This is a genomic window from Paenibacillus agilis, assembly GCF_007786455.1.
GTDB lineage: Bacteria > Bacillota > Bacilli > Paenibacillales > Paenibacillaceae > Paenibacillus_B > Paenibacillus_B agilis.
Genome location: NZ_VNJK01000004.1, coordinates 197,039 through 220,982 on the forward strand (window position 1 = coordinate 197,039; position 23,944 = coordinate 220,982).

Genomic DNA, 23,944 nt, shown 5'->3' on the forward strand with positions numbered 1-23,944 from the left:
AGAAAAAAGAAGGTGGAACCTATTTTTTTATGCTGTCACATACGTGCAAGAGAGGGGAAACGGCTGATTTCAATCGGCCGTTTTTACTGTTTTTTTAGGCTGACGCAAGTAAATTGTACACTTGGATAAGGTTCAAATGTCGTGCCGATATGTGACCTATACTAATATATTGAAGTACATTGGTGAAGAGAGGGGGGACTGACCCTGTGACCTATGGGTTGACAGGTAACTGCTATGAGATCACGTATCGTGTGCTTCTCTCATCTATGTAATCAAACGTATATTACAGGTGCAGAGAAATTGATCCTCTTTCTCATGCGTGAGCTTCGTTCCAACTTCGACTTCGAATGCATTCTGATCGTGCCTCAGGAAGGGATATTGTCACAAGAGGCGGCAGATGCAGGCATCCCTTATTATGTTCAACCTTGCCGATTGTTCTACTCCATGATGGAGCCTCATGCTGCCTTGCATGATGAATTGGAGCAAATACGCACACATTCGGAGTGGGACGCGGTCGTCGACTTACTTCGGCGTCTAGAGCCTGATTATGTACTGATAAACACATGTGTGCATGCCATCCCTGCAGTAGCAGCTCGATCGTTGAACATTCCTGTCATTTGGCAGATTACGGAGAAGATTCCGGACAATGCGTATACGTCCCATGCAGCAGCAATCGTGCATCAATATGCAGAGGCGGTTATTGGTATATCTCAATCCGCATTGGCCTTTTTGACACGCTATCCTCAAGCATTCCCCTCCTCACCGCCCCCTGTTCTTTTTACACTTCCACCTTCATGGGACGACAATGCATTGGAGCCTAGCTTATGGACTCAATCAAGAGCGAAGAAGCGCTCTGAGCTAGGCATCCCTCCCGATACGTGCTTAGTCGGGTACGTAGCTGCAACGATAACTTCCCAAAAAGGACTGGAACATTTCGTGTGGATGGCGATGCAGCTAGCAGAAAGAAATACGTCAACCCGCTTCATCGTTATCGGATGCCCCGCTCATCAAGATTATTTCGAGCGATGTCAGCAGCTTGTGCAGCGCTCTTCGTTAAAGGACAAATTCTATTTTGTTGGTTTCGAGAACAAGATTCAGCATGTATATCCAGCCATTGATATTGTCGTGACGCCAAGTCTCTTTCCAGAAGGATTTGGTATGACAGCATTTGAGGGACTCATCTTCGGGAAGCCTGTCGTTGTGTATCGCTCAGGAGGCTTGGAAGAAATACATCAATTTACGGGGAATGAGCGCTATATTGCCGATGTAGGTAACTGGCGTGAATTGTCCAGCATTGTCAACGGATTGATTAGTAGTCAAGAACAACGGACAGCAGCAGGTATTCATAACTATAACGCAGTTAGACAAGTGTATGGTATCGAGCATTATCGAAGTTTGCTGGCTGCATTTTGGAACCTATTTCGAGAACAGAAGCGAAGAAATATTGCTGTACAGACAGATTCAACTGACAGTCAACATGAGCTTGCTATTGATCCTAATGTTTTTAATGTTCTTAATGTTCTTAATGTTCCTAGTGAAGTAATCAGGCCTGCGCGTTCCCGTCCCCAGAAGCCTAGCCACAAGCGTCGAAGATCTCGAAGAGGTCGGCGTCCCCCAAAAGCGTCGCGCAAATCACAATCTACTCGAATTCGTAGCAAAGCGTTTAGAGCATTTAGACAGCATAAGCCACTACCATCCGTCCAGCGGAAACGAAAAAAGAGAAGAAAGAACGTCAGGCGAATGCGCAAGGTGCTGCGGACTGCGAGCAGGAGGTGAATGAGGAAGCGATGCGTGTTATGACCATTTTAGGTACAAGACCAGAAATTATTCGACTTAGTCTTATTATGAAGCAGCTTGATCAGCTGTCGGAGAAGCATATTATCGTGCACACTGGTCAAAATTTTACCCACACATTAAGTGATATCTTTTTTGAAGAAATGGGACTGCGCTCTCCCGACTATAAATTGTTCGATCAACAGCAGAGTGTAGGTGAGCAGTTATCGATTATGTTTCGTGAGATTGAAAAAATATGTCTTCAGGAGCGGCCAGATCGCGTGCTTCTGCTCGGCGATACGAACAGTGCATTGAGTGCGATAGTCGTGGAACGGTTGGGAATCCCGGTTGTGCATATGGAGGCTGGCAATCGCTGCTTCGATTTGCGAGTACCTGAAGAAAAAAACAGGCGCATTATCGATACGGTTTCAAGCATTAATATGCCGTACACCGAACAGAGCAAGAAGCATCTTATCCAGGAAGGCATTCCAAGTCAACGAATCATACTCACAGGCAACCCGATCTATGAGGTATTGAATCATTATAAGCCGCAGATTGAAGCAAGTACGATTTTGAAGAAGCTGAACTTGCGGCGTGGAGATTATTTTATTGTGACAACCCATCGGGCTGAAAATGTAGATTGCGCTGAGCATTTGGAGCAGATTATGCAAAGTTTGAATGAGGCGGCTGAACGGTACGGCAAGCGAATCATTTGCAGCGTACATCCTCGTACGAGAGCTAGGATGGAGAATGCCCCACAGTTGTCGCTGAACCCGTTGGTAGAATGCTATGAACCATTTGGATTTTTTGATTTCGTGAAGCTGGAGCAGAATGCAGCTTGTGCAATTACAGATAGCGGCACGGTCCAAGAGGAATGCTGTATTTTTCACGTTCCTACTGTGACGATACGCAATACGACAGAACGTCCTGAGACAGTTGATTGTGGGAGCAACGTAGTGAGCGGACTAAAGACGAAGCAAATTGTAGAATCCATTGGCGTTATGACTTCACTTCCGACGAGTTGGGAATGTCCAAAGGGGTACTTAGAGCCCCATGTTTCACATACTGTGGTGAAATTTTTGCTTGGAGGGAAAATGGATGTTTAAGAATAAGCGCATCCTTGTGACCGGTGGTACGGGATCGTGGGGATATGAACTGATTCGTCAATTGCTGCCTCAGCATCCGAAGGAAATTATCGTGTTCTCACGCAACGAATCAAGTCAGGTTGCGATGAGTCGAGAATTTGAGAATAGCAGCTTAAGCTTCTGTATTGGAGATATTCGGGATCTTCAAGCGCTTCGAACGGCAAGTAAAGATGTGGACTATGTGTTCCATCTTGCTGCGCTTAAGCATGTTCCTGTATGTGAAGAACAGCCGTATGAGGCATTAAAAACGAATGTCGTTGGAACCCAGAACGTAATCGAAGCAGCCATCGAGAACCGAGTTGAAAAAGTAATCTACATCTCGACGGATAAAGCGGCGAACCCTTCGAATTTTTATGGAATGACGAAAGCTATCGGAGAAAAGCTTATCGTGTATGCGAATTTGCTTCCTTCTAGCACACAATTCGTCTGTGTACGCGGCGGCAATGTGCTTGGCACAAATGGCTCGGTTGTGCATTTATTCAAGGACCAAATCCACAGCAAACGTCAAGTTGGCATTACCGATATGAAAATGACTCGATTTTTCTTAACGCTTCAAGATGCGATAACACTGCTGTTTAAGGCATCGGAAGAAAGCCACGGCGGTGAAATATTTGTTATAACGATGCCAACTTGCCGAATTGTTGATCTTGCAGAGGTGCTAATTGAAGCCTCAAATGTCGATGGGGTTTCCATTATTGAGAAAGGGATACGACCAGGCGAGAAAATTCATGAAATATTGATGAGTGATTATGAAAGCTTGACGACGGTTGTATACGATGAGCAATATCTTGTTATTTTACCAACGCTGGATATTCCAGGGCTGAAAGAGAAATATGCACTGTACCCACCCGTTGAATTTAATAGCTTCAGCTCTGAACAAAACGTAATAAGCAAGGAAGAAATCCATCAGATGCTGCAACGAGGGGGCTTCCTTTAATGAAGCTACTTATTATAGGCGGTAATGGGATGGCGGGCCATATTTTGGTCCGTTATTTCCGTCAGAAGCCTGGTTATCATGTGTTTTACACGTCACGAGACATCGAAGATGAAGAGTCGTTATGGCTTGATATCACAGACGGATCGAATCTCGATACGCTAATTGAAACGGTGCGTCCTCATGTCATTATTAATGCTGCAGGCATCCTGAATGAAGAGGCAGAGCGTGCTCCGCTTGAAGCCTATCAAGTAAATGCATGGTTGCCGCACCAGCTGCGACGGAAAGCAGATCATATTGGCGCTAAAGTTATACACATAAGTACAGATTGCGTATTTTCAGGCAAGAGCGGCAAGTATATAGAAAATGACAAGCCAGATGGGACATCCGTGTATTCGGTGACAAAATCTCTCGGTGAATTAAAACAATTTAATCCTCATTTAACGATCCGCACATCTATCGTTGGACCTGAAATCCGCCCCCATGGAATTGGACTGCTGCAATGGTTTTTGAAGCAAGAAGGGGAAGTGAAAGGTTATAAAAGAGTGTATTGGAACGGCGTAACAACATTAGAACTAGCGAAAGCGATTGACTATTATTTGCGCCGTCCTATTTACGGACTGATTCATCTTTCTTATCCAATTCCTATTAGCAAGTATGAGCTGCTTAATCTGTTCCAGCGGGCATTTGGCAAGCAGGATGTAAATATTGTGCCAGATGCGAAATATGAAAGTGATAAATCACTCGTAAATACACGCGAGGATGCTGATTATAGAGTCAAACCGTATCCGGCCATGTTGGAAGAATTAGCGAATTGGATGAAGCGCAAATGAAGGACGCTTCGATTGTAGTGACAGGAGCGTCTGGGTTTACAGGTTTGCACGCATGCCAGACACTTGCTGCGCTAGGGATGAAAGTAACGGCTTTCGTAAGGCGCAGGGCTTCATTTGATCAAGCGCTAGCGATAAATCAAATCGAAGTAGATTTGTTGAAGCCGAAGGCACTTCATCATTTTATGCAGCAAGTATCACCGCAATATGTGCTGCATTTGGCAGGGATGAATGCGGTGCAGCAATCTTGGCGGGCACCTGCTGATGCGATGCACATTAATATGCTTGGAACTGTGCATGTGCTGGAGGCGGTGCGGGAGCTGCCAGACACACGAGTGCTTGTTATTACTTCAAAGCTGAAATCTGCGCCGACTGCTTCTAGCTCTAACCTGCACCCCTATGCCATCAGCAAATGGTTCCAAGAACAGGCTGCGCTAGCATGGTCTCAACTGTATCAGATGAACATTATGATGGCTGAACCGTCCAATCTGATTGGGCCTGGACCATCGACAGGCATTTGTGCTCTGCTAGGTAATTATACGGCACGATGTGAGCATGGGGAACATGATCAGCCGTTCACCTTTAGCTCGCGGGCGGATTGGAGAGATTACTTAGACGTAAGAGATGCAGTGGCAGCATACGCACATATTTTGCAGCGTGGTGCAAGGGGGCGCAGCTATCAGGTAGAGAGCGGACAAGTGAGATCACTTCAGGAAGTATCGGAAGCATTTCAAAAGATGGCGACAACGAGCATTCCTTACCAATGGAAAGATACAACACCGCTAGCTGAACCATTATCTGCATCAAAGGATGTAGATAGCAGCAGTAAATTAAATAAGGATCAGCAGGAAGTGCTGCCCTTGCCTGAAAGCTGGGGCTGGAAACCCAAATATTCGTTTACAGAATCAGTAGCGGACATTTTGAAATATTATCGCCAACTGAGGAGGTGACCGCGCAACGATGCAGCCTTTAGTGACGATTATTATGCCTTTTTATAATGATCCCTATGTGGATAGAGCCGTAGTAAGTGCATTGAATCAGACCTACTCGAACATTGAAATTATCGTTGTTGATGATGGTTCATCTCAATTTGCAGATCGAGTGCGTCAATTTGTACCGAGAGTTCATTATTTGGGCAAAGCAAACGGTGGTACCGCATCAGCTTTGAATCATGCCATTAAATATGCTTCAGGGCAGTATATCGCTTGGTTAAGTTCAGATGATCGCTTCTATCCAGATAAAATACGCCAGCAAGTACAATTTATGCAGGAACGACAGTCTATCATCAGTTATACGAATTTCGACTATATTGATTCTTTTGACAACGTAACGTCTACGAATGCCGCGCTCTTATTTCAACATGATCTAGACTTCTATCGAAGCTTCCTGCATTCTAATCCGATTAACGGTTGTACCGTTATGATGCACCGCAGTTTGTTCGAACGCATTGGTGTGTTCAATGAACATTTGCCATATACGCATGATTTAGATTTATGGTATCGGACAATGTTGGCGGGGTATAAATTTCATTTTCTGAATGTCTCGCTAACAGCATATCGCCGTCATGAAGCGATGGGAACGATTCGCCATCAAGCTGCGATACTGCAAGAAGTGAAAAGGACGAATCAATGTTATCATCCTCATTTAAGGCATTTAATTAACCAAATGTCTAGACGTTGATCGATGCGCAGAGTGAATGTTATAGAAAGCAAGCAGACCCTTTGTCATATAAGGAAGATTCATTCCTTAGTGTGCCGAAGGGTTATGCTTGTTTGTACATAAAGAGGCATCTGCAAATAGGTAAATCGGCATAAAGTAAAAAAGATAGGAAATAATAGGGTTGACATTATAGGGGTGGGGGGTATATGATTTGAGTATCAAAGCAAGCGTAAGTTGTTGTTCGAGCAGAATGGAAGGCTGCTGCGGATAGCAATTTTTAATTAACATAATCCTATTGAAGCTGGAGGGATAAGTATGTCGGAGCAATCGGCTAGTTTGAAACAAACTTCGCTGCAAATATCAGGTATGACCTGCGCGGCATGTGCGAACCGAATTGAGAAAGGTTTGAAGAAGTTAGAAGGCGTCACTGATGCGAATGTAAACTTCGCATTGGAACGCGCCTCTGTGACGTATCAAGCTGATCAAGTACAAATGGAACAGCTGGAAAAGGTAGTTGAGAAATTGGGTTTCAAGACGGTAAAAGAAAACGTTGATTTTGCGATTACCGGAATGACTTGTGCGGCTTGTGCCACAAGAATTGAAAAAGGGTTAAGCAAGCTTCCAGGTGTAACAAGTGCTTCTGTAAATTTCGCTCTGGAGACAGCTCATGTAGAGTTTAACGGTGCAGAAGTAACGGTTGATAACATTCAGGGCAAGGTCACGCAACTGGGATACAAAGCACATCGCAAGTCCGATTCAGATACCCAAGAGGGGTATCGTGAGAAGGAAATTAAGACGCAAAAGATTAAATTTATTGTCTCGGCTATTGTTTCATTCCCGCTATTGTGGGCGATGGTGAGTCACTTTTCCTTTACTTCGTTTATATGGCTCCCAGAAATATTTATGAATCCTTGGTTCCAATTCGCTTTGGCGACGCCGGTTCAGTTTATTATCGGTTGGCAGTTCTACGTTGGTGCATATAAAGCGTTGCGCAATAAGAGTGCAAATATGGATGTTCTCGTTGCATTAGGAACGTCAGCGGCTTATTTCTACAGTTTGTATTTATCATTCGAATGGTCTACGTCCGCTCATCAGGGACACGCACCTGCCCTTTACTATGAAACAAGTGCTGTATTGATTACGTTGATTATTTTAGGAAAACTGTTTGAAATGGTTGCAAAAGGACGTTCCTCTCAAGCGATTAAAAAGTTGATGGGATTGCAGTCAAAGACTGCTCTCGTAATAAGAGATGGTCAAGAAATAACGATTCCTACAGATGAAGTTGTTATTGATGATATTGTCGTTGTTAAGCCAGGTGAGAAAGTAGCTGTCGATGGAGTTGTAGTATCTGGTACTTCATCCATTGATGAGTCGATGCTGACAGGAGAAAGTATTCCGGTTGAGAAAAAAGTCGGTGACGAGGTTATTGGGGCTACGATTAATAAAAATGGTGTGCTTCGTATTCGTGCAACGAAGGTCGGTAAAGAAACGGCACTTGCTCAAATTATTAAAGTAGTAGAAGAGGCGCAAGGTTCCAAAGCTCCGATTCAACGTGTGGCGGATCAAATTTCAGGTATTTTTGTTCCGATCGTTGTCGCTATAAGTGTTATTGCTTTTGCGGTATGGTTTTTCTGGGTTGCGCCGGGTGAATTCAGCACAGCTCTTGAAATTTCAATTGCTATACTCGTTATTGCTTGTCCATGTGCATTAGGTTTGGCAACACCAACTTCTATCATGGCTGGCTCAGGACGTGCTGCAGAATTAGGTATTTTGTTCAAAGGCGGCGAACACTTAGAGTCTACACACCGTATTGAGACAGTTGTTCTTGATAAAACAGGTACAGTTACAAAAGGTCAACCGGAGTTGACAGACGTTGTTACAGCAAATGTAGATGAGGCATCGTTCTTACGCTGGGTAGGTTCAGCTGAAAAGAACTCAGAGCATCCGTTGGCAGAAGCGATCGTAGCAGGTATTGCGGCAAAAGGAATTGAGATGCCAGCATCTGAGCAGTTCGAAGCGATCCCAGGCTATGGTATCCGTGCTGTAGTGGAAGGTCGTGAAGTATTGGTTGGTACTCGCAAGCTTATGGCGAAGTATAATATCGCTTGCGAGCAAGCATTTGAACAGATGCAGCAGCTTGAAGATACAGGGAAAACGGCGATGCTTGCAGCTATTGATGGCCAATTTGCTGGTCTAGTAGCTGTAGCAGATACGATTAAAGAAACATCACAAGCGGCGATTGCACGTCTGAAGCAGCTTGGTCTTGAAGTGATTATGATGACGGGTGACAATGAACGTACAGCGAGAGCGATTGCGAAGCAAGCAGGTATTGATCATGTGCTTGCTGAGGTTCTTCCTGAAGGTAAAGCTGCCGAAATTAAGAAGCTGCAAGCACAGGGCAAAAAAGTTGCTATGGTTGGCGACGGTATCAATGACGCACCAGCGCTGGCAACTGCCGATATCGGAATGGCGATTGGTACAGGGACAGATGTGGCGATGGAGGCTGCTGACGTAACGCTTATGCGCGGCGACTTGAGCAGCATTCCAGATGCAATCGCGATGAGCCGTAAGACGATGCGCAATATTCGTCAGAACTTGTTCTGGGCGTTAGCCTACAATTCACTGGGTATCCCAATTGCGGCTATCGGCTTATTGGCGCCATGGTTGGCGGGTGCGGCAATGGCATTAAGCTCTGTATCTGTAGTTCTAAATGCACTTCGCTTGCAGCGGGTGAAGCTATAATATAGCGATAACGATGATATCGAGTGTGAACATTCGTTTGTTCGTTGATTAGTATCCTAACGGTAAAGGTACTGCCTCCAAGATGGATTTCATTACTTTTCATTACTCGCCAGCTGATAAAAATAGCTCCAACTATATATACTAAGGCGGAATACGAACTACAAATAGGAGGCAGTAACCGATGATTCTTTCAACGACTTCATCGATTCAAGGCAAGGAGATTGTCCAGTACACAGGCATTGTAAATGGTGAAGCGATTATGGGTGCTAATGTGGTAAGGGATATTTTTGCTTCGGTCAGAGATATTGTAGGTGGCCGTTCAGGTGCCTATGAGAGCAAGCTTAAAGAGGCACGTGATATCGCGCTTACAGAAATGAAACATCAAGCTGGGACGCGCGGTGCAAATGCGATAGTCGGTATTGATATTGATTATGAAGTGATACGTGACGGCATGCTTATGGTGGCGGCTAGCGGAACGGCTGTCGTTATCAGATAAAAGGTAGACAATCGTATTAAAGAAAATGGAGAAGTACCGTCCGCCTACAGGAGGCATTGGACGGTACTTCTTTTTTATGATGAGCCGGGAGAAGCAGCACCGTATGACCGTACCTCGCCGTCTATCCTTCTCCCGTTTGTTTTTTGTACTGCTCCAAGACAGGAGCAATTACATCAAGATCAGGGATGGAATAATGCTTCGGCAGCCAGTGATATACTTCGTTCCATATGGAATCTTCGACAAGCAGCTCGGGAACCGATGACGTGGTCAAAAATAAATTGCTGTACAGTTGGCCAGGCACTCGCATCGTTGCACCACCTTTTGTTAAATCGCAGCTTTATAAGCAGAATTGCAGAATAGTAGTATTGTAGAATTACTATACTGGCTTACCAGTAACACGTTGATATAAGTGAAACATATCTTGATTGTAACGTGCCAAAGACCAATGATGCATACCGACATGTTGAGCATGCTGTCCCATTTGAATTCTTTGAGTATCATACTGCAGTAAATGGTGCAAATGACGAAATAAGGAATCACTATCGTTAACAGGAACTACAACTCCTGTTGACCCATGCTGAATCATCTCAGGCAACCCGCTCGCTGAAGAGACGACGACAGCACAGCCAGCGACTTGCGCTTCAATAACAGAGAGCGGTTGATTATCTTGCAAACTAGGCTGTACATAGATATCAGTGAGCGCCATGAAGCGAGGTACGTCAGAGCGAGCTCCCCAAAATACAACATCTGAACCTAGTCCGAGCGATTCGGCTTGCTGAATATACTCACTTTTGTTATCACCTTCGCCAATAAGCCAACATACCCAATCCTGTCTTATTTGTTTTAAGGCGGACAAGGCTTTGAGCAATACTTGAATACCTTTGAGGTGGACGAAGCGACCTGCGTAGGTAATGACTTTTTTATAAGGAGGTACAACAGCTTCATTAGGTACATGCATCTGAGCGTGGAAACGGGCTGTATCAATTCCGTATGGAAATACACTTACGTGTGTATCTGGTACTCGGTAATCTTGGCCTAGTACTTGCTTCAGCCAGTTGGAGGCGGCCAACGCGTGATTGGCTGATAGAATGCCTCTCTTTTCTAGGGAGGAATAGTAAGTATAGAGCAGATCATAATTGCTGCTCGGCAAAGCATGTGAGTCGATAAGCAGCTTAATTTCGCCAAGCAGTGATCCGTGCGGATTAACTAAGAGCGGGACATGAGGGGGCTTCACCCGAGCGATGGAGCGGGCAGAAATAGCGTCATGCGTATGGATGAGGTCGTATTGGCCTAAGTTTAATGTTGATGCAGTGAGCTCCATAATTAAACGATCCACTTCTGTATGATAGACGACAGCATTGGCACTGAGGGGAGTATGATTCAAATGGGTTTCGATTAACGGTGAATAATGGGATTTGATGAAGCGGCGCTGCTGATTGACGAGATGATAGTAATGAACATTGTTGCCGAATATGTCTACCTCATGCCCTCTAGCCCGAAGATCATGTGCTAGACGTTCCATTAGGGGCCATACACCGCCGAGATGGGGAATTTCCCAATACGTTGCTAGCAGTATTTTCATTCGCAACCCCCCTGCTGTCATAGTTAGATGCTCTAATATATGGGGAGCAGATCAAATTTGTATAGGCAGTCCTCCTAGAGCAGCTGTGAAATGGACGGAAGATGAAAAGGGAGTGCGTTGCCAATCGGTTCCTACTAGCATATCGTAATCACGATATCGCTAATGCAAGCTGAAAATAGCGAGGAGAAGATACTATGAGCGTATATTACTCGCAACAAATTGATAATGTGGAACGGAACGGAAAAGCCCCCTATGACAAAATTACCTTGTTAGTCCGAAATCAGTGTCCACAGCAATCCAACTTGCTTGTCAGGCTAACGGCCAACGATGCCGTGTTTGCTCAGCATCTTCATCGGCTAATGCCGACCGGTGTACCCAACGCTGAAGTGCAGTTATCTGATATTCGGCTTATAGGTGGGAAAATTGTTGTCCAGCTCTTCACGACGATATCAGGTCGTCATCCATTAGATGTTATTCTTCGCGTGTACAACCGTAGAGGACACATTATTCATGAATGGGGCATGTTGTCATTTACAGAGATTACGGGCTGATAGGGGACTTTACTTTGGAACTGGAACAGCGAGTTGAGGAGCAGCTCGTGCATCGCTCATAGGAAGGAGAGTGGCGTGATGCGTATTATTGTTACAGGAGGGGCCGGATTTATCGGATCTCACGTTGTGGAAGATTTGATATCGAATGGCCATGAAGTACATGTGCTAGACAATTTTAGTACGGGCAGTCGCAGTTGGATTCATCCTTCAGCCATTACGCATGTCGGTGACATTCGCCGACGTGCTATAGTGTCGCTCATTCAGTCGTTACAGCCCGATGTGATTGTACATTTAGCAGCCCAAGCCGATGTGAAGAAGTCACAGGAAGATCCCTATGACGATTTAGCTGTAAATGCAAGCGGTACGATTCGATTGCTGCAAGCGTGCGCCTCAATACCTAAAACCCACTTTATTTTTGCTTCCACTTCTGCTGTGTATGGCGATCAGTCTCATACAACGATCAGCGAAAGTGATTCCCTCCATCCAAGTTCATGCTATGGATTATCCAAATGGACTGCTGAGCAGTACATTCGCTTATTTTCACAGCAATACGAGCTTCGAACTTCCATCCTTCGATTTGCAAACGTATACGGACCTCGACAAACACCGAAAGGTGAAGGCGGAGTCATCGCTTTGTTCACCGATCGTATTTTGCACAATAAACCGCTCCTTATTCATGGAGATGGTGAGCAAACAAGGGATTTTATTTATGTAAAAGATGTATCAGGTGCTATCCAATCCGTTGCTGCTCATCACTTGTATGATACATTCAATGTTAGTACAGGAAAGTCTGTTTCCATTAACGAGCTAAGCCTTATATATGAACAGTTGTCAGGTAGAAACATTCAACGGCAACGGGGGATGAAGCGAATTGGTGACATTCGGCATAGTTGCCTAAGTGCGGATAAGCTTCAGCATCAATCTTCTTGGCGGCCTAGCTATCCCTTACATCAAGGACTGGCATTAACATGGCAATATGCTGCAGCAGTTCAGTCTGGCCAGAAGTCGAGTATATAACAAAAAAACATCCAATCCTATTGTTGAAAAGTACTTAGGATTGGATGTTTTCTTATTTACGCTTGTTGTGAGTAAGAACGAGTACGTGGTTCACCATATTAAGAAAGTCCGTCTGATATTTGCTTGGTGAAAAATGATTTTTAATATGGAAGAGTCCTTGTTCACGTATAGAGGCACGTAAAGCTTGATCTGAAATGAGCGAGCGACCTTCTTGGACAGCCTGTTCAATGTTGCCAAAAGGATAAAATTTTCCGGTTACATTATGAGTAATAAATGCACGGACTCCATCTGAATCCGTACTTAGAACAGGGCAACGGCAGCACATTGCTTCGGCAACCGCATAGCCGAACCCCTCGGCTTGGGACGTAGAGAGCAGGAATCCGCCTGAGTCACCGATCATCGAGTAGTAATCCGCCATATGAGCATGAGGCACACGATCACGAATCGTCAAAATATGCTGCAAGTTCAGCTTTTGGATGAAAGGCTCGAATTGCTGACGATCTTCTTCCACATATATCGTCGAATCGTAAAACATCCATAAACGGACATTGGGCATATAGTAGTGCATCCAATAGCCAATTTCTAAAAAGTGCTTCCAGTTCTTATTGGATTCTAATCTTCCTACCCAAGCAACTATAGGGGTAGATACAGGTGGATTGTATTTATAATGCATCGTATCTGTGTTCACTACATTAGGAAAAGAGTATTGTGGGAGCCATGGACAATATTTACGAAACAATTGGACAAGATGGGCTGTCTTAGGGAGATGAACGCCAGATGCATGTTGTCTTAAGTACGGGACAGCTTCCTGTACGGTTCGTTCCGCAAGGCTAATATGCCCAAGACCCTGTGCTTCAAACAGAATAGGACCTCTGTAACCTAGCCTGCGAAGTCGCTCCAGCATTAAATAGTCTGAGGAAACGATAACAAGTTGGTAACGGTTAGTGCGAATAAGTTGTGCAATATCTTCATCAAACGATGTCGTATACATTGGAATCGAGGTCGGATTGTGGATGACACTTCCTGGATTCGTATACAGGAGATGGCCTTCGATACCTACATGTTTGAGTACGTGACAGCGTTGGCGATTTAACGTATCAATTCCTCCGCTTGGTACGTAGAACGTGAACAGGATTTTCAATCTTACCCGCCTCCAACGATGTGGCGTAAATACCTTTGAATGCTTGTTAGCATTGTATGAGCTTGAACCGACTCCGGTGTGGGCAAGTTGTCTTGCTTCACAATCCGTTTAGAAGCGGCTGTATGGCAGCATTGGACATGCTTTCCTACAGGGGAATGCCAACTTTTTATTAGCATTTGCAGAGTGCTTGATGAGCATGATAACAGATGGCGGCATCTTATCAATACTCATCACCCATCATAAGGAGGATTACGTTCATGCGTATGAAGACAGCGCTTCTGACATTGACAGCAGCAATAGTCATGATGACAGGTTTGACGGGATGTTACAATAACGGGACAACTACAAAAGGTGCGCACCCGAATACGACTCATAACTATTCGAACGGTATGGCTCCTTACGGTACACCTAGCACAAATGGATATGGCTATCCAAATGGCTACGGGACTCCGTATTCAACAGACGGAAGATATTCTCATCACTACAACCGTGATGGCATGAGCGGTTATGGCTATAATGGCTACAGCAACAACTACAACAATGGCTATAGCAATGGATATCGCGGTTACGGCACAAATCGCATGCATTCGGGCCGTAATGCTACTATGAGCCAAAAAGCAGCTGATAAAGTGGCTTCTATTCCCGGTGTTCATCGCGCATATGTTGTAGAAAGCAACAACAATGCTTATGTTGCCGTAACTACCACTTCTATGCATGGGAAGGGTGGGGTCAACAAAGCAAATACAGGCAATCATCAGACTTTGTCTCAAGATATGAAGACGAAGATTGCGAAGGCAGTCAAGCAAGTGTCGCCAAACTGCCAAAACGTGTATGTATCTGAAAATCCTGATTTTGTAAACCGCATGTCTCAATATTCAAATCATGTAAGAGCGGGTCATCCATTCGAAGGATTTGCAGTTGAGTTTAATGAGATGACTAGACGGGTATTCCCTACAAATGCAGGGCATGCTGTAAAATAACGTATTAATTATGTATCAATAACGGATAATATTTGTTCAAAATAATGGGCTGCTATCGGATCGTCAATATGAAGGGTACAAGGTGCTCTTCTGCTGGCGGATAAGATTTCAGCCCATTTTTTCTGTGCATCGCACCAAGTGTAAGTGCCCTTCATACTATAACTTTGACTGTATCCCTTAACCTTGTTAAATCTACACAAAACTCGGGCAAGGAGGGGTGACACTTGAAGGGCAGCGATCACAAGAGCAAATTCCTTTTAACCAACCGTGAACGTGAAGTCTTTGAATTGCTCGTACAAGACAAAACGACCCGCGATATCGCGCAGCAGTTATTCATCAGCGAGAAGACGGTTCGAAACCACATCTCGAATGTGATGCAGAAACTAAATGTAAAAGGTCGTTCACAAGCGGTTGTCCAGCTTATCAAGCTTGGGGAGTTAAAAATCTGATAGCAGTTCACGCCCTTATCGTTTAACCTTTGTAATCTTGCCTTTACTGTCACTACGGTAAGCAGGAATAAAAGGTTATGGGATGAGCAAGTTCAAGCAGCTTGCATCAGATATGTTTGAGCGTCCGACACAGTGCTTTCACGGGCACTGGCAGGGACGCTTTATTTTTTGCAAAGAACTACTTATACGACGAAGAAGAGTGACTACCTAATTCATTTAGGTAATCACTCTAGATTTAAAACGGATATTAAAATTTAAAATTTAGCAATCCCATTCCATCAGCTGTTCACGACAGTTCATCATTTTTACCAACTGCGACTTCGGATAGCCGTGCTGCTGCGTCTTTTCGCTGCACATCGAGCAAGAACAATGTACTTTGCCTTTAGCGAAACGTCCTTCGTATTTTACCGACCAATCCCACCGAGCTGCTATCAGCTTCTTGCGTTGAATGATCCGCTTTCTTTGATGTCTAGCATAGGCTTTGTTGCGATTTTTGTTATGAGGCTTCATGCCATCACGCTCCCTTGGAAAGAGGCTCCGCCCATAGAGGACACCAAGGGTATTAGCTATTCGTCTACAGGCAGAGCGTGAGAGCGTGTAGATATAAGAATAGAATGATAGTAGGTCACCTATTTCATTTAAAGATAAATAAAAAGAAATGCAGATAATGCAGTCGTTACATTTGCATGTTGTGAAAATAAAGATATGAAAATGAGTATAACACGCTTGTATGTACATATAAAAAACCTTCAACGCCACTAATGAGAAAGGGGACTGACCCGAGTCTGCTTCATGTGGTATTGAAGGTTTTATTGTAAAATAGCTTAACTCGTATTATTTGTAGTAATACGGGCTGTGCAATTATCAAATTACCGTTATTGTTTAAGCTTTAGCTGTTCCTTTTACCCATACGTCTCTGACGTTCAGGTCACGGTCTGTTAGCACGAGGTCAGCTTGCTTCCCCACTTCGATGCTGCCTGTCATTTCATCAATGCCGATCAATTGGGCAGGGTTGATGCTCGCTAGGCGGGAAGCCTCTTCAAGCGACAAGCCTACTTGATTGATGACGAATCGAACCGCTTCGATCATTGTCAATGTGCTGCCTGCAAGCGCACCGCCTTCTGTAAGGCGGCATTCGCCATCCTTCATCGTTACAGCAAGACCGCCAAGCTCATATTGACCGTCAGGCATGCCTGCAGCTGCCATCGCGTCTGTAATGAGCACGAGTTTACCAAGTGCTTTAGCGCGAGCGAGCAACTTGATGCAAGCAGGGTGAACATGGATGCCGTCGGCAATAATTTCTGCCGTGATGCGGTCATCTGTTAACACTGCACCTGCAACGCCTGGATCACGATGATGAAGGCCTGTCATCGCATTGAACGTATGGACAGCTTGATTTAAGCCTGCATTCGCAGCGACGGTCATCTCATCATACGTTGCCCCTGTATGACCAGCAGCAACGTTAATGCCCTGTGCACGGCACCAGCGAATCACTTCGAGCGACTCGTTGCGCTCAGGAGCAAGTGTTAGCTGCTTCATAATACCAGGATGCTTCTCATGCCACTCCTGCAACCATTCCAATTGCGGGTCCATCATATAAGCATCGTTTTGAGCGCCTTTATATTTTGGATTGACGAATGGTCCTTCCAAATGTAGACCTGCGAGCTGCGCGTAGGACGAGCCGTTGCTGATGTAGGATTCTACAACTGCTACTACGCTGCTAAGTGCTTCGCGGGACTGCGTCATCGACGTTGCCAGCATTGCTGTCGTGCCATGTTCCATATGGAACTTTGTAATCGTATCGTATGCTTCTGCCGTTGCATCCATAAAGTCCGCGCCGAAACCGCCATGGACATGAACATCAATGAAGCCGGGCAGCAAGTAGCCATTGTCAGCGTCAATCGCATCGGACAGCCACGCTTGTTCTGCTTCTGTCAGTTGTGCTTGTGTGCCGATATAGGCAATACGACCATCAACGATACGAACTACACCGTTAGAAATAATGCCGTTCAACGTCACGACTTGAGCATTTTTAATCGTAAAAGTTGTCTTATGCATGGAAATGTTTCGCCGCCTCTTTGTCGAGAAGTACCACCACGTTAGGATGTGTTTGCAGCAAGGATGCTGGCACTTCCGTCGTAATTGGACCCGTCAAAGCGCGGTGAACGATGTCAGCTTTTTCTGCGCCGCGAACGACAAGCATGACCATTTTTGCTTTAAGAATGGAGCCTACGCCCATAGTAATTGCTTGTGTAGGAACTTCGTCAATCGAGTTGAAGAAACGTGCGTTCGCTTGGCGAGTTTCTTCTTTCAAGTTCACGACATGCGTTCCTGCATGAAGCTCTGCATCTGGCTCGTTGAAGCCGATGTGACCGTTGTGGCCAAGTCCAAGCAATTGTAGATCAATCGAAGCTTTAGCAAGCTGCTCATCGTAGGACTTGCTTTCTGCTTGTAAGTCAGCTGCATTACCGTTAGGTACATGTGTTTGTGCTTTATCGATATTAATATGGTTGAACAATTGTACGTTCATGAAGGAACGGTATGTTTCTGGATGATCGGCTGGAAGTCCACAATATTCATCCAAGTTGTAGGATGTAACATCTTTAAAGTCAACATAGCCTTTTTCATTCAAGCGAATAAGCTCTTGGTAAATACCGATTGGCGTGCTTCCTGTTGCTAAGCCAAGAACAGCAGTAGGTTTCGTTTGGATAAGGCTCGCAAAGATACCTGCTGCGATTTGGTTCAATTCTTCGTTAGTGTTAAAAGTCATAATATTCATTATGCCATTACCTCCCTTTATCTTTACGGTACTTGCGTACCATGCGATACGATTGTTCTAGCATTGGAATATGATCGTCGAATGCTTCACTGACCATGGCTGCGAACAACGTGTCAATCACGTGCAGCTGAGCGATTCGAGAAGCCATATCTCCTCTGCGCATGCCTTCCTCTAGTGAAGAGGCGAATAAGTTAATATCAGCAAGCTCTGCTAAGCGGCTGGAGCCAACCTTGGACAGCGATATCGTCGTAGCACCGCGCTCCTTTGCGCATTGCAGCGCTTCAATCGTCTCAGGTGTTTCACCTGAATAAGAAATCGCGACAACAACATCTTCTTCTGTCAAATTAGCTGCTGATGTAATTTGCATATGTGGATCTTGGAACGCCGTAGTCCGTTTGCCAATCCGAATCAGCTTTTGATAGAAATCAAGCGCTACGATACCGGATGTAGCTACCCCATATAAATCAATTTGGCGCGCTCTATTCAATGCAGTTACTGCCCGTGTCAAGGAAGGTATATCCAATAGGCGAGTGGTATCTGCGATAGAACGGAGATGATTGGCCTCGATTGCCTTGACGATGTCCGCTAGCGGATTGCCTGCAATAATATCTTGGTAAGTTAGCGGAGATGTCTGTTGGGCAAGATCGGCAGCCAGCTTCGTCTTAAAGTCGGGAAATCCACGAAAATGGAACGACTTGCAAAAGCGCGTCACGGTTGCTGCTGAGGTGCCAGACTGTTCTGCCAATTCTGTTATTCCCATATTGATCACATTGCTCGGGAATTGCAGAATGTACGCAGCCAGCTTGCTTTCTTGTTGATGGAACTGATCATGTCGCTGCTCTATAGCATGTAGGATACTAGACAAAGCTATCAACCTTTACAATATTAATGTAAAAATCATTTTCGTAAACAGTATCGTTGGTGTGAAAATTATTTTAATGAGATACCCTTAGCATATAAGACATTCTGTTCAGTTGCAATAGATACAAACAAAGTTCATGGAAATACCAATTCTCTGTTAAAAATGATGTGCAGAGCATTTGTGAAAGGCCCCAACTAAAGTAATGCATGTATGTTAGATTGTCCCTCTTATGTGTAAATCAAAATAAAATCAAAATCAAAATCCTATCGATGTATCTTAATATTCGATTTGTATCTGAATGTATAGGTGATATAGGTAATGTTTGAATAAGTAAGGGGATGTCCAAAAAAAGTGTCCGCATGAATTAGATAACGTTGCAATTTACACGTATAGGTCTCACTAATGACTCCAAAGTACCTTTAAAGTACCTCCTAAAGTACCTCGAAAGGGGATTTCAAAGATCTAGGATCTTAATATCTACTTTAAAGTGGAAGCAGAGGTTGTTTTCTCGTAAAAAAGAGGCTTGGTAACGGGAGTTTTTAGCTATGTGTCTACAATCGAGACAAATGTGCAGTTATTTATTTTGTAAAAGTGCTTATTAGAGGAATTATCCGCAAATATGCAGTTATTTTTACCTCTTAGTCCTCTTTGAGTCATAATGGCTTAAAATAACTGCACATTTGTCCTTATTTGTATCTAATCGCAGATTTTTAAATAAAATAACTGCATTTTTGTCCATATCAACATTTAACGCAAGTTATGCGCAACTACGTTGCTCATAACTGCTCATAATGCAACAGCTACCAGAACGATTCTTATCCGCTTTATGTTGCTAAATGGGAACACGATCTTCTAGAAATCCTCTTAATTCCTCTTAAATCCACTTAGTTACTTTTAGCTGCGCTAAATACTTATCTTCCTAAAGTTCGTTGTTCGCGATACTGGCTAGGGGACAACCCAAGTCGCTTTTTAAAGGTGCGATGAAAATACGTATAGCTCTGGAACCCGCACATCTCTGCGATTTGCTCCAATGACATATAGCCATGCAGTATCCGCTCACATGCCATATTTAAGCGGCACTCTATCGCGTAATCCATAATGGACTTGCCTGTTGCCCCCTTAAACAGATGGGAGGCACGAGATTCGCTAAGCTGAACATAGTCCGCAACGTCTTTAATCGTAAACGGATCAGCAGATGATTGTTCGATAAATTGCTTCATTTTGAGCACAGTACGCGGCAAGTCATGAGCCGCGCTCAATCCAGGTCCTGCTAACGTTCGTTCCATGTAGCGAAATAATACATACGTTAAATGCTCAACGATATCGTTCATGTTCGTAGGGTCTAATCGATGCTCCATCATAATCTCCCGCCATATAGCTAACATTCGATCTTCCAGATCAATCTCAACGAGCGGTTCTTTAAAGTGTTTAGTCCACCATTGTTTCACCATAGGTCCATTAATAATTAAGTAGTAGTCAAGACTGTGTACTTTGGTTAGCGGGATGAGCTGTTCGGGATCGGTATAGCCAATTTTTAAATTATAATAATCCCCTGGCTTAAGCAGCAAAAGGCTTCCGGGCTTAATTGGCTTGTCTGCTCCATCTATCGTTGTATGGCCGCTTCCCTCTAACTGCAGTCGAATTAAGTAGTGTTTCATCTCTGGAATAATTAAATTATGTGCTTTGGAATGACGGGCATGTCCAGAAAATAAAACATCGATGGGCCGTGTTGTCTTCGTCGATTGTTGTTCCATGCTGATGCCTCATTTCATTCGTAGTCGTGTATAGCATTCGCTCTTACTATTAGTATACTCAGCAGGATTGTTCATGTATAGGCTATATCCTTCATTCTCAGTCAGAGATGGATATGGCACAATGAAACCATCAGTAAGAAAGCGCTTTACTCTTTTGTTTTGTTCATCGCTTTTTTACCGAGTCGGTCCTGATTTACGATTTCCATGATTGAATTCGAATCACTTGAATGATGCTTTTAAAAAATATGTTCCAAAGACGATGAGGTGGATTAGCATGCAAATTGGCTTGCAGCTGTATACCGTTCGGGAAGAAGCGGCGAAAGATTTCACTGGTACGCTTTCTCGAGTAGCAGAGATGGGGTATAAGGGCGTTGAATTAGCTGGTTACGGCAACCTGAAACCGGGGGAGCTGGCATCAACACTTAAAAGTAATGGCTTGCAGGTTGCTGGCAGTCATGTAGGTATAGAGCAGCTGGACAAACATTTAGATGAACATATCGAAATGAGCTTAGCTATTGGCAATCGATATTTGATCTGCCCATGGTTGGATAAAGCGCAATACGAAACGATGGATGCGTTGAAGCATACAGCATCTATATTGGAGCAAGCAGCGGATCAAGCTGGCAAGCACGGTATTCAAATTGTATATCACAATCATGAATTTGAATTTACCACGGCAGTAGCAGGGAAAACGGTGCATGATTGGATGTTTGAGCTTGTACCATCATCAAAATTACTTGCGGAATTAGACGTATGCTGGATTCAATATGCAGACTTTGAGCCGCTCGATGTGATTGTGCAGCATGCGAAACGACTTCCGCTCATTCATTATAAAGATTTGAAACGCACGCCGGAAGGCCCGCTTACCGTAGAGCTTGGTCAAGGCGAGCTGGATCTTGTCGCGATTGCTCGCACCGCTGAAGAAATTGGCGTGGAATGGCTTATTGTTGAGCAGGACAACACACAGCGATGTGCTATGGAAAGCTCGGCAGCCAACTTGGCGTGGATAAAGAATCATCTTCAGCTAGTATAGTTTTTAAAATGCAAACAGCATCGGCTGTCCAAATATGAGGAGGAATCGTTATGTCTAAAGTGTATCGAATTGCGATTATTGGTTGTGGCGGTATTGCGAACGGCAAGCATATGCCATCCTTGGCTAAGCTTAAAAATGTAGAAATGGTAGCATTCTGTGACATTGAGGAAGAGCGCGCACAGGAGGCGAAAGAAAAGTACGGTACAGCGGAAGCAGTTGTAACAACAGACTATAACGAGCTTCTTGCAGATAAAACCATCGATATCGTTCATGTATGTACACCAAATGATTCTCATGCGGAAATTACGATAGATTTCTTGGAAAACGGCAAGCACGTTATGTGTGAAAAGCCAATGGCGAAGACAGCGGCAGACGCGCGTCGTATGGTAGAGGCAGCTGAGCGCACAGGTATGAAGCTGACGGTGGGCTACAATAACCGTTTCCGTTCAGACAGCCAGTATTTGAAAAAAGTATGTGAATCAGGAGATCTTGGCGACATCTATTTCTCCAAAGCACATGCGATTCGTCGCCGTGCAGTTCCGACGTGGGGTGTGTTCCTTGATGAAGAGAAGCAAGGTGGCGGACCGTTAATCGATATCGGTACGCATGCTTTGGACTTGACGCTCTGGATGATGGACAACTATGAGCCAAAGGTTGTACTCGGATCGTCATTCCATAAGCTTGGCAGCCGTAAGGATGCAGCAAATGCATGGGGACCATGGGACCCAGAGAAGTTCAAAGTAGAAGATTCTGCTTTCGGTATGATTGTGATGAAAAATGGTGCGACAATTATGCTGGAATCAAGCTGGGCGCTGAATGTTACACAAGTTGGTGAAGCGATGTGTACATTGAGCGGGACAGAAGGCGGCGCAGATATGTGGAATGGCCTGACGATTAATGGCGAGAAGCATAGCCGCTTGTATGAGCAGAAGATTGAAATGAATAGCGGTGGCGTTGCATTCTATGATGGCGAGACAGAGAGCGCTCCTGATCTTGAAATGCGTCTATGGATCGACGCAATTGAGAACGACAAAGAACCGGTGGTTACGCCGAAACAAGCTTGTGTTGTTTCTGAAATTCTTGAGGCGGTATACGAATCAGCTAGCACGGGAAAAGCCGTATACTTCGAATAATTCGAATAAATAGATTGGATCAAACAGGGATACTAGAGGAGGAATTGCAATGAAACTGGGCGTATTTACGGTGCTGTATGGACAGCTTCCATTAGAAGAAGCGTTAGATACCATTGCTGCAAAAGGGGTTGAGGCAGTCGAGATCGGAACAGGAGGCTACCCCGGCAACAAGCATGCGAATCCGCATGAACTGCTAGCGGATCGAACGAAGTTGGAAGCTTTTCGTGAGGCGGTTGCCTCCCGAGGCTTGACGATTAGCGCGTTTAGCTGCCATGGTAATCCGCTTCATCCGCAAGCGCCGATTGCGAAAGCGTTCCATGATGATTTCATGGCGACAATTGACTTGGCTGCGGAGCTTGGTGTTCCTGTTGTAAATGGCTTCTCTGGTTGCCCCGGGGACCATGAGGGTGCGAAGTATCCGAACTGGCCTGTGGCGCCGTGGCCGAATGATTTCCAAGAAATTTTGGACTGGCAGTGGTCGCAGAAGGTCATTCCATACTGGAAAGAAGTGGGCCAATATGCAGCTGAGCGCAATGTGAAAATTGGTCTGGAACTTCACGGTGGTTTCTCTGTGCATACGCCTGCTACCCTTCTTAAATTGCGTGAAGCGGTGGGCGATGTGATTGGGGCTAACTTGGACCCAAGCCATATGTGGTGGCAAGGTATCGATCCAGTGCAAGCGATTCGCATCCTTGGTCGAGAAAATGCGATTCACCATTTCCATGCGAAAGATACAACCATCGATCCTGTGAATGTACATCGTCACGGTATTACGGATATGCAATCTTACTCGAACATGCTGGACCGTGCATGGCAGTTCCGTACAGTCGGCTACGGACATGATGCGAAGACGTGGGCAGATATCATTAGTGCGCTGCGCCTAGTAGGATACGATTACGTGATTAGTATTGAGCATGAAGATGGCTTGATGTCAATCGACGAAGGCTTCACAAAGGCTGTTCAAGCGTTACAGCCGATTTTGATGAAAGAACCATTAGGTGAAATGTGGTGGGTGTAAAGCGTTAATCTGACGAGGATCTAGGATCTACTATACTTGATAACATAGACAATAGGAGCGGAGCCA

The 23,944-nt window shown here is 44.7% G+C and carries 23 protein-coding genes; 15 read left to right on the forward strand and 8 right to left on the reverse strand.

Features of this window, described 5'->3' with window-relative positions; all coding sequences use genetic code 11:
* Positions 1-234: 234 nt before the first annotated feature.
* The 8 genes from FPZ44_RS22140 to FPZ44_RS22175 all read left to right on the forward strand — a co-directional run bounded on the left by FPZ44_RS22140 (position 235) and on the right by FPZ44_RS22175 (position 9,579).
* Entirely contained in the window at positions 235-1,776 is a 1,542-nt protein-coding gene (locus tag FPZ44_RS22140; protein WP_144994027.1) for a glycosyltransferase family 4 protein, read from the forward strand.
* An 11-nt stretch (positions 1,777-1,787) separates the two neighbouring features.
* The gene (gene wecB / locus FPZ44_RS22145) at positions 1,788-2,879 is read left to right on the forward strand and encodes a non-hydrolyzing UDP-N-acetylglucosamine 2-epimerase (protein ID WP_144994029.1); all 1,092 of its coding nucleotides are present in this window, start codon (positions 1,788-1,790) and stop codon (positions 2,877-2,879) included.
* Positions 2,872-3,855, forward strand: a complete 984-nt coding sequence (locus FPZ44_RS22150) for a polysaccharide biosynthesis protein (protein ID WP_144994031.1) — start codon at positions 2,872-2,874, stop codon at positions 3,853-3,855. The genes wecB and FPZ44_RS22150 overlap by 8 nt, the downstream gene beginning before the upstream one ends.
* Complete coding sequence (locus FPZ44_RS22155) at positions 3,855-4,685, forward strand: dTDP-4-dehydrorhamnose reductase family protein (protein WP_144994033.1); 831 nt, start codon at positions 3,855-3,857, stop codon at positions 4,683-4,685. Before FPZ44_RS22150 ends, FPZ44_RS22155 begins: the two co-directional genes overlap by 1 nt.
* Complete coding sequence (locus FPZ44_RS22160; RefSeq protein WP_222429831.1) at positions 4,682-5,632, forward strand: NAD-dependent epimerase/dehydratase family protein; 951 nt, start codon at positions 4,682-4,684, stop codon at positions 5,630-5,632. Before FPZ44_RS22155 ends, FPZ44_RS22160 begins: the two co-directional genes overlap by 4 nt.
* A 10-nt stretch (positions 5,633-5,642) precedes the next feature.
* Positions 5,643-6,362 (forward strand): glycosyltransferase, encoded by a 720-nt coding sequence (locus FPZ44_RS22165; RefSeq protein WP_144994037.1) that lies wholly within the window; start codon positions 5,643-5,645, stop codon positions 6,360-6,362.
* A 294-nt stretch (positions 6,363-6,656) separates the two neighbouring features.
* Positions 6,657-9,083, forward strand: coding sequence for a heavy metal translocating P-type ATPase (locus tag FPZ44_RS22170; RefSeq protein WP_144994039.1), 2,427 nt, complete (start codon positions 6,657-6,659; stop codon positions 9,081-9,083).
* 181 nt (positions 9,084-9,264) lie between these two features.
* On the forward strand, positions 9,265-9,579 hold the full coding sequence (locus tag FPZ44_RS22175; protein ID WP_144994041.1) for a YbjQ family protein: 315 nt from the start codon (positions 9,265-9,267) through the stop codon (positions 9,577-9,579).
* Positions 9,580-9,700: 121 nt separating this feature from the next.
* Here the strand turns inward: FPZ44_RS22175 and FPZ44_RS22180 are convergent, their stop codons facing one another.
* Together FPZ44_RS22180 and FPZ44_RS22185 are read right to left on the reverse strand one after the other, a co-directional pair.
* Entirely contained in the window at positions 9,701-9,886 is a 186-nt protein-coding gene (locus FPZ44_RS22180; RefSeq protein WP_144994043.1) for a hypothetical protein, read from the reverse strand.
* A 69-nt stretch (positions 9,887-9,955) separates the two neighbouring features.
* Positions 9,956-11,161 (reverse strand): glycosyltransferase family 4 protein, encoded by a 1,206-nt coding sequence (locus FPZ44_RS22185; RefSeq protein WP_186786188.1) that lies wholly within the window; start codon positions 11,159-11,161, stop codon positions 9,956-9,958.
* Between the two features lie 194 nt (positions 11,162-11,355).
* Here FPZ44_RS22185 and FPZ44_RS22190 point away from each other — a divergent pair, with 194 nt between their 5' ends.
* Entirely contained in the window at positions 11,356-11,712 is a 357-nt protein-coding gene (locus tag FPZ44_RS22190; protein ID WP_144994048.1) for a hypothetical protein, read from the forward strand.
* A 78-nt stretch (positions 11,713-11,790) separates the two neighbouring features.
* A complete protein-coding gene (locus tag FPZ44_RS22195; RefSeq protein WP_144994050.1) occupies positions 11,791-12,729 on the forward strand; it encodes an NAD-dependent epimerase/dehydratase family protein in 939 nt (312 codons plus the stop codon).
* Between the two features lie 52 nt (positions 12,730-12,781).
* On the opposite strand, the gene FPZ44_RS22200 is transcribed toward FPZ44_RS22195, so the two are convergent.
* On the reverse strand, positions 12,782-13,870 hold the full coding sequence (locus FPZ44_RS22200; protein ID WP_144994052.1) for a glycosyltransferase family 4 protein: 1,089 nt from the start codon (positions 13,868-13,870) through the stop codon (positions 12,782-12,784).
* 257 nt (positions 13,871-14,127) lie between these two features.
* On the opposite strand from FPZ44_RS22200, the gene FPZ44_RS22205 reads away from it, so the two are divergent.
* Together FPZ44_RS22205 and FPZ44_RS22210 are read left to right on the forward strand one after the other, a co-directional pair.
* A complete protein-coding gene (locus tag FPZ44_RS22205) occupies positions 14,128-14,850 on the forward strand; it encodes a YhcN/YlaJ family sporulation lipoprotein (protein WP_186786189.1) in 723 nt (240 codons plus the stop codon).
* A gap of 224 nt (positions 14,851-15,074) precedes the next feature.
* Positions 15,075-15,299 (forward strand): helix-turn-helix domain-containing protein, encoded by a 225-nt coding sequence (locus FPZ44_RS22210; RefSeq protein ID WP_028594140.1) that lies wholly within the window; start codon positions 15,075-15,077, stop codon positions 15,297-15,299.
* Positions 15,300-15,560: 261 nt separating this feature from the next.
* Here FPZ44_RS22210 and FPZ44_RS22215 read toward each other — a convergent pair whose 3' ends face one another.
* The 5 genes from FPZ44_RS22215 to FPZ44_RS22235 all read right to left on the reverse strand — a co-directional run bounded on the left by FPZ44_RS22215 (position 15,561) and on the right by FPZ44_RS22235 (position 20,694).
* Positions 15,561-15,809 (reverse strand): hypothetical protein, encoded by a 249-nt coding sequence (locus tag FPZ44_RS22215; protein ID WP_144994056.1) that lies wholly within the window; start codon positions 15,807-15,809, stop codon positions 15,561-15,563.
* 372 nt (positions 15,810-16,181) lie between these two features.
* On the reverse strand, positions 16,182-17,357 hold the full coding sequence (gene nagA / locus FPZ44_RS22220; RefSeq protein WP_144994058.1) for an N-acetylglucosamine-6-phosphate deacetylase: 1,176 nt from the start codon (positions 17,355-17,357) through the stop codon (positions 16,182-16,184).
* Complete coding sequence (nagB, locus tag FPZ44_RS22225) at positions 17,350-18,078, reverse strand: glucosamine-6-phosphate deaminase (protein ID WP_144994060.1); 729 nt, start codon at positions 18,076-18,078, stop codon at positions 17,350-17,352. Before nagB ends, nagA begins: the two co-directional genes overlap by 8 nt.
* A gap of 7 nt (positions 18,079-18,085) precedes the next feature.
* Positions 18,086-18,943: a MurR/RpiR family transcriptional regulator gene (locus FPZ44_RS22230; RefSeq protein WP_144994062.1), complete on the reverse strand. Its 858-nt coding sequence runs from the start codon at positions 18,941-18,943 to the stop codon at positions 18,086-18,088.
* 908 nt (positions 18,944-19,851) lie between these two features.
* Positions 19,852-20,694, reverse strand: a complete 843-nt coding sequence (locus FPZ44_RS22235) for a helix-turn-helix domain-containing protein (protein WP_144994064.1) — start codon at positions 20,692-20,694, stop codon at positions 19,852-19,854.
* A gap of 274 nt (positions 20,695-20,968) precedes the next feature.
* On the opposite strand from FPZ44_RS22235, the gene FPZ44_RS22240 reads away from it, so the two are divergent.
* From FPZ44_RS22240 to FPZ44_RS22250, 3 genes are read left to right on the forward strand one after another with little or no spacing between them, the layout of a single operon-like run.
* Positions 20,969-21,727, forward strand: coding sequence for a sugar phosphate isomerase/epimerase family protein (locus FPZ44_RS22240; RefSeq protein WP_144994066.1), 759 nt, complete (start codon positions 20,969-20,971; stop codon positions 21,725-21,727).
* Positions 21,728-21,777: 50 nt separating this feature from the next.
* The gene (locus FPZ44_RS22245; RefSeq protein ID WP_144994068.1) at positions 21,778-22,860 is read left to right on the forward strand and encodes a Gfo/Idh/MocA family protein; all 1,083 of its coding nucleotides are present in this window, start codon (positions 21,778-21,780) and stop codon (positions 22,858-22,860) included.
* Between the two features lie 49 nt (positions 22,861-22,909).
* A complete protein-coding gene (locus FPZ44_RS22250; RefSeq protein WP_144994070.1) occupies positions 22,910-23,878 on the forward strand; it encodes a sugar phosphate isomerase/epimerase family protein in 969 nt (322 codons plus the stop codon).
* The last annotated feature ends 66 nt before the right edge of the window (positions 23,879-23,944 follow it).